Source organism: Streptomyces sp. STR69, from assembly GCF_024519455.1.
Classification (GTDB): Bacteria; Actinomycetota; Actinomycetes; order Streptomycetales; family Streptomycetaceae; genus Streptomyces.
Genome location: NZ_JALJRY010000042.1, coordinates 24,316 through 32,557, shown reverse-complemented (window position 1 = coordinate 32,557; position 8,242 = coordinate 24,316). Strand labels below are relative to the sequence as shown.

The 8,242-nt window shown below is 66.8% G+C and carries 7 protein-coding genes; 4 read left to right on the top strand and 3 right to left on the bottom strand.

Translation table 11 applies throughout. The features are described from left to right. Nucleotides 1-447: 447 nt before the first annotated feature. Together OC490_RS45160 and OC490_RS45155 are read left to right on the top strand one after the other, a co-directional pair. On the top strand, nucleotides 448-2,091 hold the full coding sequence (locus tag OC490_RS45160; RefSeq protein WP_262063896.1) for a restriction endonuclease fold toxin-2 domain-containing protein: 1,644 nt from the start codon (nucleotides 448-450) through the stop codon (nucleotides 2,089-2,091). Between the two features lie 14 nt (nucleotides 2,092-2,105). Then, nucleotides 2,106-2,561 (top strand): hypothetical protein, encoded by a 456-nt coding sequence (locus OC490_RS45155; RefSeq protein ID WP_262063895.1) that lies wholly within the window; start codon nucleotides 2,106-2,108, stop codon nucleotides 2,559-2,561. 161 nt (nucleotides 2,562-2,722) lie between these two features. Here the strand turns inward: OC490_RS45155 and OC490_RS45150 are convergent, their stop codons facing one another. Together OC490_RS45150 and OC490_RS45145 are read right to left on the bottom strand one after the other, a co-directional pair. Further along, a complete protein-coding gene (locus OC490_RS45150) occupies nucleotides 2,723-3,148 on the bottom strand; it encodes a hypothetical protein (protein WP_262063894.1) in 426 nt (141 codons plus the stop codon). A 395-nt stretch (nucleotides 3,149-3,543) separates the two neighbouring features. Next, nucleotides 3,544-4,098 carry a hypothetical protein gene (locus OC490_RS45145; RefSeq protein ID WP_262063893.1) on the bottom strand — a complete coding sequence of 185 codons (555 nt, stop codon included), beginning with the start codon at nucleotides 4,096-4,098 and terminating at the stop codon, nucleotides 3,544-3,546. Nucleotides 4,099-4,360: 262 nt separating this feature from the next. Between OC490_RS45145 and OC490_RS45140 the strand changes: the two genes are divergently transcribed. Together OC490_RS45140 and OC490_RS45135 are read left to right on the top strand one after the other, a co-directional pair. Next, the gene (locus OC490_RS45140; RefSeq protein WP_262063892.1) at nucleotides 4,361-5,584 is read left to right on the top strand and encodes a hypothetical protein; all 1,224 of its coding nucleotides are present in this window, start codon (nucleotides 4,361-4,363) and stop codon (nucleotides 5,582-5,584) included. Further along, nucleotides 5,581-6,099, top strand: coding sequence for a hypothetical protein (locus OC490_RS45135; protein ID WP_262063891.1), 519 nt, complete (start codon nucleotides 5,581-5,583; stop codon nucleotides 6,097-6,099). The genes OC490_RS45140 and OC490_RS45135 overlap by 4 nt, the downstream gene beginning before the upstream one ends. Nucleotides 6,100-6,111: 12 nt before the next feature. Here the strand turns inward: OC490_RS45135 and OC490_RS45130 are convergent, their stop codons facing one another. After that, complete coding sequence (locus OC490_RS45130; protein WP_410099261.1) at nucleotides 6,112-7,974, bottom strand: tetratricopeptide repeat protein; 1,863 nt, start codon at nucleotides 7,972-7,974, stop codon at nucleotides 6,112-6,114. Nucleotides 7,975-8,242 lie beyond the last annotated feature (268 nt).

The following is an 8,242-nucleotide window of genomic DNA, read 5'->3' as shown; positions in this document are numbered from 1 at the left end:
TGCCATCACGCCGCCATCACGTCTCCCACGAACGCATCCAGCGGGCCTGCCGTTTCCGGCAGACCCGCTGGTGAACACCGTCGGGACGACAGGATTTGAACCTGCGACCCCTTGACCCCCAGTTGCGGAGTCACCGAGCGGCGTGCGAAGGGTCGTTCTTCGAGGTCAGTGCTCAGCGTACTCGGCCGAGTAAAGGAGTCTGCGTGCTCAAGCCTCCGCCGGACAGCCTCGTTGACTCACGCACCGCCTTCCGCCCGGGCAGGCGCAGGCGTCATTTTCCCTGAGCCCGGACTGAACGCGGACCGCCCGACGGATGACTAGCGGGACCTCTGCACAGGCCCGGATGTGATGCACAAGGCCGTCTGTGCTTGGAGGATCTTCGTGCGATAGAACAGGAGACCCAATCGCCCACCCTCAAGGGCGAGTTCGCGGGGGAAGGGAATACTCGTGGGGCTGCCGTCGGATCTGAAGGTCATCGCCGAGGGCATGATCAAAGCGTCCATGGCCATGGTGGACACGGTCATGGTCGGCGCCAGGGACACCACCATCGCGCTCTTCCACGAGTTGGACCGGCAGCACGGCATGGCCGGCGACGACGACGCGGGCAGCGCGTTCGACAAGGTGTACAACTCGGCCGCGGCGGAGACGCTCGACAAGATGGGCTTCAGCTCGTACGTCATGGGCGAGACGGGCAAGGGGCTGATGCGCAACGCGCGCGAGTTCATGGCACGCGAGAGCGCCGTCACCTCCGCGATCCTCCAGAAGCAGGTGGACCTGACCCAGGGAATGGGTGACCCGGGGGCCGACTGCACGGAGAGTTTCCTCGGTCTGGGACAGGAACTCCCCGAAGTCGTCGGGGACACCGCCTGGTACGACCAGTACGCCCCCGCGGGGATGAGTGACCGCTTCCGCGGCTCGCCGGAGAAGCTGCGCGATGTCGCCGGCTCGTGGCGGGCCGGCGGGAAGATGATGCTGCGCTTCCTGGAGGATGCCCAGGTCTACGCCCACACGGCGGACAAGGCGCATTCGGGACAGGCCGCGGACGCGTTCCGCATCTACTTCAAGGGGTTCGTCGGCTTCGCCGCCCCACCGGAGCAGGCGCACGCCGACGAGACACTGGTCGCCAATCTCGTGGCCGCGTGCACCCAGCTCGCCAAGGCCTGCGACCAGTATGCCGACCACGTCGAGGCAGCCAAGAAGAAGATCACTCAGGACAGGGTCAATCCCTTCCACGTCGACATGCCCTGGGACTCACCGATGTTCGGCGGCAACGGCGACGACGGCGGACTCCTGAACGCCGTACTCGACGATCCGTGGATCCACCGGCTGGGCAACGTCGCGCACGCCCTGGACGACTCGCAGAAGCGCGTCAAACTCCCGCACGGCTCGGACGGCGCGCCCGGACTGCCCGGAGCGCCGTTGTTTCCGGTGCCGATCCCTGCGCCGTTGCCGCTTGTGCTCGCCTCGTATCGCGGGCAGGCCCCCGGCATCCTGCCGATGGGCGCCGGGATCAACAGGGTCGACCCGTCCATCCCCAGTCAGGATCCCATCCCACCTGAGCCCGGAACCACACGTCTTCTCGGCCCGGCTGAGCAGCCGCAGTTCCGAACGTGGCTGAACTCGCTCAACACGGGCGGCTTCGCGGGCGGTGGCGGTCCCACCAACGCGGACAACGCCTACCAACTGCGGGTGGCCGGCTATCCGGAGCGCGAAGTGCCTCTCACAGGCCACAAACGGGGTCTCATGGTGGACGGGATCCGCCCGGTGGACGGCTACCTGGTGGAGGCCAAGCACGTCCGGGATCCCGACTGCACGAAGGGCAGCTTCCGCAGCATCGCGCGGGTCAACGACACGCTCGCCAAGCCGGTCAAGGTGGACGCCAACGGCAATCCCAAGTGGGATCCGGTGATCGATTCGATGTACGGCGACGACAGCCGGGAGCTCACCCGCTACAAGAAGGCCATGGACAACCCGGCGAACTCGGAGATACGCGGCCTTGAGATCGTGACCAACGGCAAGACGAACGCGGCCTACTGGGAGTCGATGATGGCCATGAACGGCGTCACCGGATCCGCACGGTACGTGCCCTGAAACCGAGGAAGCTCGTGTCAGTTCCCCGCAATGTCAGAACCACCTTCGGCTTCTACCCGCCCGAGAACAACCCGGCCGCCTGGCAGGCCGACCTGGAGACGTTCAGGAACGCACTGGAGCAGACCTTCCCGGACGGGACCCTGGAGCGCCGCGTCGATCCACTGCGCGGCGTCGACGTACTGGACTTCGACATCGAGGTCGCGCCCGATATCTGGATCACGGGTACCGCGGCGATGCCGGCCCCCGACTACGCGTACATCACGCTGGGAAACGTGACCGCCGACGAGGCCGCTACGTTCGCACAGTGGCTGCGTGACTCCTACGTTCCCTCGCCGGCCGTCGTACGGTTCATCAGCAGCGCCGCCATGGCCAACGGCGAGGAGACTCCATCGCCGCTTCCCGCCACCGGCGACTCATCCGAGATCGAAACCGTGCTCCGGGCCCACCTGACAGCAGCCGGAATCGAGTAGCCGAGCTCCTGCCGCACGGGAAACCGACGAGATCCTCAGGCGACGCGCGCCAATATGTGGTCAAGCAGCTCGGCGATCAGGACGGCGTTCTGATCGCCGATGACACCAGCTTTTTGAAGAAGGGAGTACCGTCCGCCGCGGTGCCGCTCCCACCCCCGTATCTACTGGGATTTGCTTGCCGCCAGATCGTTGAGAACAGCGTTGACCGTGGACCAGCACAGATCGGCCGTGTCGAAGTCTGCGCTGTGTTTGGCTCGCTTCTCCGCGAGTGGGTGGACCAGGTTGCGGTAGGTCCGCAGCAACTCCGAGGCCATCTTCGCGTCCTGGTCGATCCATCCATTGACGTGGGCGTGTTGGACCAGATCCTGCAACCCGGTGGCGCGTAGCGGCCTGGAAAGAGCCACGCTTGCGGGCCTGACTTCAGCTGCGTGGACCAGGACGCCTTCCAGGAGGCTGCCGAGCATCATGACCGCGGACGTGTAGGCGCCGTGTTCCTGGCAGATGTGTGCCTCATCGAGACGCAGTTGAACTGCGCGGGCCAGGTCCGGGTCGGCGACGATGTCGGTGATGGCTACCTTGAGTTCCACCCGCTGGAGGCGTGGTGGTTCGTCGGGGTTGTACTCGACGAGGACGGGTTGGCCGTTTCGGTAGTCGATGCGGCGGCCTTCCAGGGCCAGGACTTCTTGAAGGCGCTCGCTGACGGGGTCGTATTCGCTGGGCTGTTGCTGGTACTCGCGGCGGTCGGCCAGTCGCAGGACGACACGTTCGATGTCGTCGGCGTCGTCCTCTTTTTTTCCGTTCGCGCAGGAGGTCCAGGATCCAGCGCTGTCGTGGGCTTCCGTCGTGATCGGGGACGTCTTCCCAGCCGGCCCGGCGGAGGAAGAGCGCCAGCTCCCAGCCCCGCCGTCGTTTCATGCCGGGCTCATCGCCGCAGATCATAGCGGCGAGTTCGTCGAGTGTGCTGTCGTCGAAATTCTCCATGTCAGGCCGCCTCGTCGTCGTCCAGCTCGCCGTCGTAGGGGTCGGTGTCTTCGTCATCGGGTTCGGCTTCGGCCAGTCCGACCGGTGTCCATGACGCGTGAGGTTCGGTGTCGTCCGTGGATGTCGCCGACGTGGTGCGCGGGTGGATACCCAGGTCGGTCAGGCGTTTCCACAGCGGGGCCAGGGCCTCTTCCGGTGAGAGGGCGAAGGCGCTGCTGCGTACGCGCCAGAAGGTCCAGCCGGCGCGGCGCAGTTCCCGTTCCCGCTCGGCGTCGTCGTGGATCTGCTGGCCGTCGGAGTGATAGGGGCTTCCGTCGCATTCGATGGCGAGGCGCCCGTGGTCTCCGGTGACGACGAGGTCGATGTATTTGCCGTTGACTTCCGCTGGCAGGACGCCAGGCCTCAAATCTGCGGCCACCGGACTCCCACTGGTCTCCTCGGCAATCACGACGCGTACCACGACGGCGCTGACAGCACGGGTCGGCTCCGCTTCCAGCTCAGCTAACACGGGACCACACACCAACAGCTTCCGTGACCGCACCAGTGTGGTCTCCACCTCCTGCACAAGGGCCGCGGCTCGTCCGCCGCCGGTCACAGCCGTGATCGGGCTCATCGTCCTGGCCGACCACTGCACAGACGTGGTCGGAGCCCTCGCACACGACCCGTCCTAACGCTTCTGCTGCCTACGCACCCACCGTCAGGAAGGCGTACGACCGGTGCAAGGTTTCCGCAAGGTCCTGGCATGCCTTCCGTCAGTCGGAGGGGGCAATCACCCGGCAGAAGAGGCCAAGCCAGGTCTCACGGACAACGGGGGCATCATGTCGGCGTTACGGAAGAATACGGAATTCTCGGCCGAAGAACGCGAGTGGCTGACGCTCGTCGAACGCAAAAGGGTGCTAGTCGTCGTGCACACCCTCGCCTATGGAAAGCGGCTGGTCGACGTTCTGTCGCTGCTGGAGGCCGACTTCAGAGTGCATGTGGTGTTCACCGCTCCGCCGCACGCCTTCGGCGACGAGGTGCCGCGCTACCTCCAGGGGCTGGGAGGCGTGGTGCTGCCGTGGGACGAGGCGGTTCAGATGACATTCGATCTGGCCCTCGCCGCCGGGCCGCGAGGCGTCGAGAAGATCTCCGCCCCTCTGATCACACTGCCCCACGGAGCCGGCTATCTCAAGCGACTCGTCTCGGGACCATACTCGGGTGTAGCCGGCCTCCGCCGGCAAGATCTTCTCCCCGGCGGCCAGTTGCCTGCCGCCGTGGTGGTGCCCCATCACGCAGAACTAGCCGACTTGGAACGGCATTGCCCGGAGGCTCTGCCGCTCGCTCACGTGGTCGGTGATCCGGTGTACGACCGGATCGCGGCGAGCTTGCCGCTGCGTGCCGAGTATCGCCAGGCCCTGGGCCTCTCGGACGGCGAGAAGTTGGTGGTCGTCGTCTCGACATGGGGGGCGCTCTCGTCCTTCGGCCGGATCGAGGCGCTGCTACCGCGGCTTATCACCGAGTTGCCCGCTGGGCAGTTCCGGTCCGTCCTTCTCGTACACCCCAATGTGTGGTCGGGGCACGGTTCTTGGCAGGTCAGGTCCTGGCTGGCGGGCTGTGCCAGGCTGGGCATCGCGCTCGTACCGCCGGAGGCTGATTGGCGCAGTGTCCTAATCGCGGCGGACTGGATCATTGGCGACCACGGTTCGGTGACGCTGTACGGCACACTCACAGGCGTACCGATCCTGCTGGCAAGTTCACCGGAGCGGGAGATCAACCTCGCCTCGCCCGCCGCCGCTCTCGCCGCGACCGCACCGGCACTTTCGCCCTCCTATCCGCTCGTCGGTCAACTCCACTACACCGCAGCTGAATACCGCAGGGATGAGCATGCGGTGATCGCCTCGCGCATCACTTCGGAACCCGGCCGCTTCAACCGCAACATGCGGCGGCTCATGTACCGCCTCATGGGGTTGGGTCAGCCTGCTCACGAACCGGAGACGGCCCCCGTACCGGTGCCTCCGTCCCTGGATACGTGGGCGCGGCAGCGCGGGGAGGTACGGGCGTGATGCGCTTCGTCTCCGTCCGACTGCGAGCGTCGCTACCGTACGCGTGGGATCCGCCACGGGACACGGTGCCGGGCTTGTTGCTGCGCGTGAGGTCAGCCGGAAGGGAATTCGACGTGTTGGCCTGGGTCGGTCTTACGAAGCCTGGTACTCCGGGCGACGCCGACGATCCGGTGGCCAGTGTGGATGAGCACGTCGCTGTGGATGCCGAGTTGTGCCGGCAGATCCCGTGGTCGGCCTGTGCCGATGTGCTGCATGATCGGCACCCGCGCCCATTCGCCGATGCCGCACTTCGGCTGGTTGACATCAGGGCCGCCTATCCGGGCTGCCTCCTGGCCGCCGCTCCACTGACCGGAGGAGGTTGGGCCGTCACCGAAAGCACAGGCCGAACCGTCGTGTCACTTGCCCGCCAGGTTCCCCCGGACCAGCCTCTGTTGGCGTCCTGTCTGCACGCCTGGCTCGTGGCAGGGCACCTGCTGTGCGAAATCGAGGACATCCACGTGTTGTACGGCAGGTGAGATCGATCGTGCCTACGGTCGCCGGAGTCGGCGTGCGTCTGCCGGGCTGGTGGTCTCGTACAGAGCGAGAGCTTGGGCGTGAAACTCCTCTGCTGCCGTTTCCTCGCCCCGTTCGCGCGCGGTGTCGCCGAGCATCTCCAAGGTACGTGCTTGCCAGTGGACAGCCCCAGAGGCCGTGAACGCGGTGAGTGCCTCTTCCATCTGTGCGATACCCGCGGCGTGGTCACCGGTCCGAACGTGGGCACGGCCGAGGAAGGCGAGAGCCCGGGCCGCGTCATGTGGGTCAGGAATAGCCAGGAGTCCATCCCGGGCCTGGGTGAAGCAGGCGACGGCCCGCTCGGGGGCGTGCTCGGCGAGGGCGACCTCGCCGAGCACGACGCGGGCGAGGGCTACCCCGCGCAGGTAGCCGCACTGCTCCCAGCTCGCCACCGCACGGTTCAGGTGTGACACGGCCTCGACGTAGCGTCCTGCCTCGTAGTGGCAGCCGCCGAGGCCGAGCAGCGCTTGGCCCTCGTCGCGGGCGTCCCCGGCGTCGCGTGCCGCGCGCAGGGATGCCCTGTACCACTCGGTGGCCTCGTCTATCCGGCGGGCGGCGCTCAAACCGATGGCTCCTGAGTTGAGCATCTGCCGTTCCGCCTCCAGATCTCCGTCGCTGCGGGCGGCTTCCAGACCGATGCGGTGGGCCGCGATCCACAGGTCGTAATGGCGTAGTCGGAGGAACAGCGGCCACATGGCATCTACGAGTTGCCAGGCTGTGGCGTGCCAGCTGTGTTCGACGGCCAGTCGCAAGACCGCCATCAGGTGGGAGCGCCTGGCCTGGAGCCAGGCGAGAGCGCCGATATCGTCGGTGAAGGGCGCCGTCAGCGAGCCCGGGTAGGCGTAGGTCCGGGGCAGGGTGAACTGGATGGGTGTGATGTGGCGTTGAGCCTCGGTTGCGGCCTGGAGGTACCAGTCGGCGACTTGTCGCAGGCTGCGTTCGCGGTCCGCCTCGGTGTCCGTCGCGCTCGCACGGTCGCGGGCGTGGACCCGGACGAGGTCGTGAAAGCGGAACGTATCGGGTCCTATGTCCTCCAGCAGATTGGCCTCGATGAGTTCGTCCAGTCGGTGTTCCGCCCAGTCCAGAGACTCCGCGCAGGCCGCAGCGGCTGCCCGGGCATCGAAGTCGGGCAGGGGCAGCAGGCCGAGTACCCGGTACATCCGGGCAGCCTCTTGGCTCAGCACCGCATACGACGCGTCCAGGGCCTTGCCCACAGTTGCCTCCCCTTCGACTTCGAGCACAGCCAGGCGGCCGACGTCCGGGGTGAGAGCTTCCGCCAGTTCGGCAATGGGCTGTCTCGGGCGAGCGGCGAGCCTGGCGGAGGCGAGGCACACCGCGAGGGGCAGGCCCGCGCAGAGGTCTACGATCCTGCGGACGGCGGGCAGTTCACCGGAAACCCGGCCTTCGCCGGCGCCGCGGATGAACAGCTCCATCCCGGCGGCATGATCAAGCACTTGCAGCGAATGGAAATCTGCTCCGTCCAGGCGCAGCCCCGTCAATCTGTGACGGCTGGTCACGACGACGAGGCCTCCGGACCCGCCCGGTAACAACGGCCGGATCTGTGCCGCGGAGAAGGCGTTGTCCAACATGACCGCTATCCGAAGATCTGCGGTGACGGACCGCCACAGGGACGCCTGCTCGGGCAGGTCGATGGGCACTGCCCAGGCGCCGAGCGCCCTGAGAAACCGGCTGAGGATATCTCCGGGGCCCGCCGGTCCGTCCGCTGCGTGCCCACGCAGGTCGGCGTACAACTGCCCGTCGGGGAAGGCGGATCCGTGTTGGTGAAGCCATCGGGAGGCCAGGGTGGTCTTGCCGACGCCGGCCGGGCCGTTGATCACGATCAGCGGCTTACGGGTTCCGACGTCTGCGTGTCGAGTGAGCAGGCTGTCCAGAACTGCCAGTTCGTCTCCGCGATCAGTGAAGTGTGCTGGAACAGGGAGGAGCTGACGGGGCGTCGGTGGTGGTGCCGGTGGGGTGCTCTGCACTTGGATTCCGCCGTGCACGTCGCGGGCCTGGACGGTTGGTCCGTAGAACTGGGCCGATCCGCCGATGGAGTTGCTGCTCTCCGTCCCCCGCTCTCCGCTCCCTGTCGCAGCCATGCCGCTC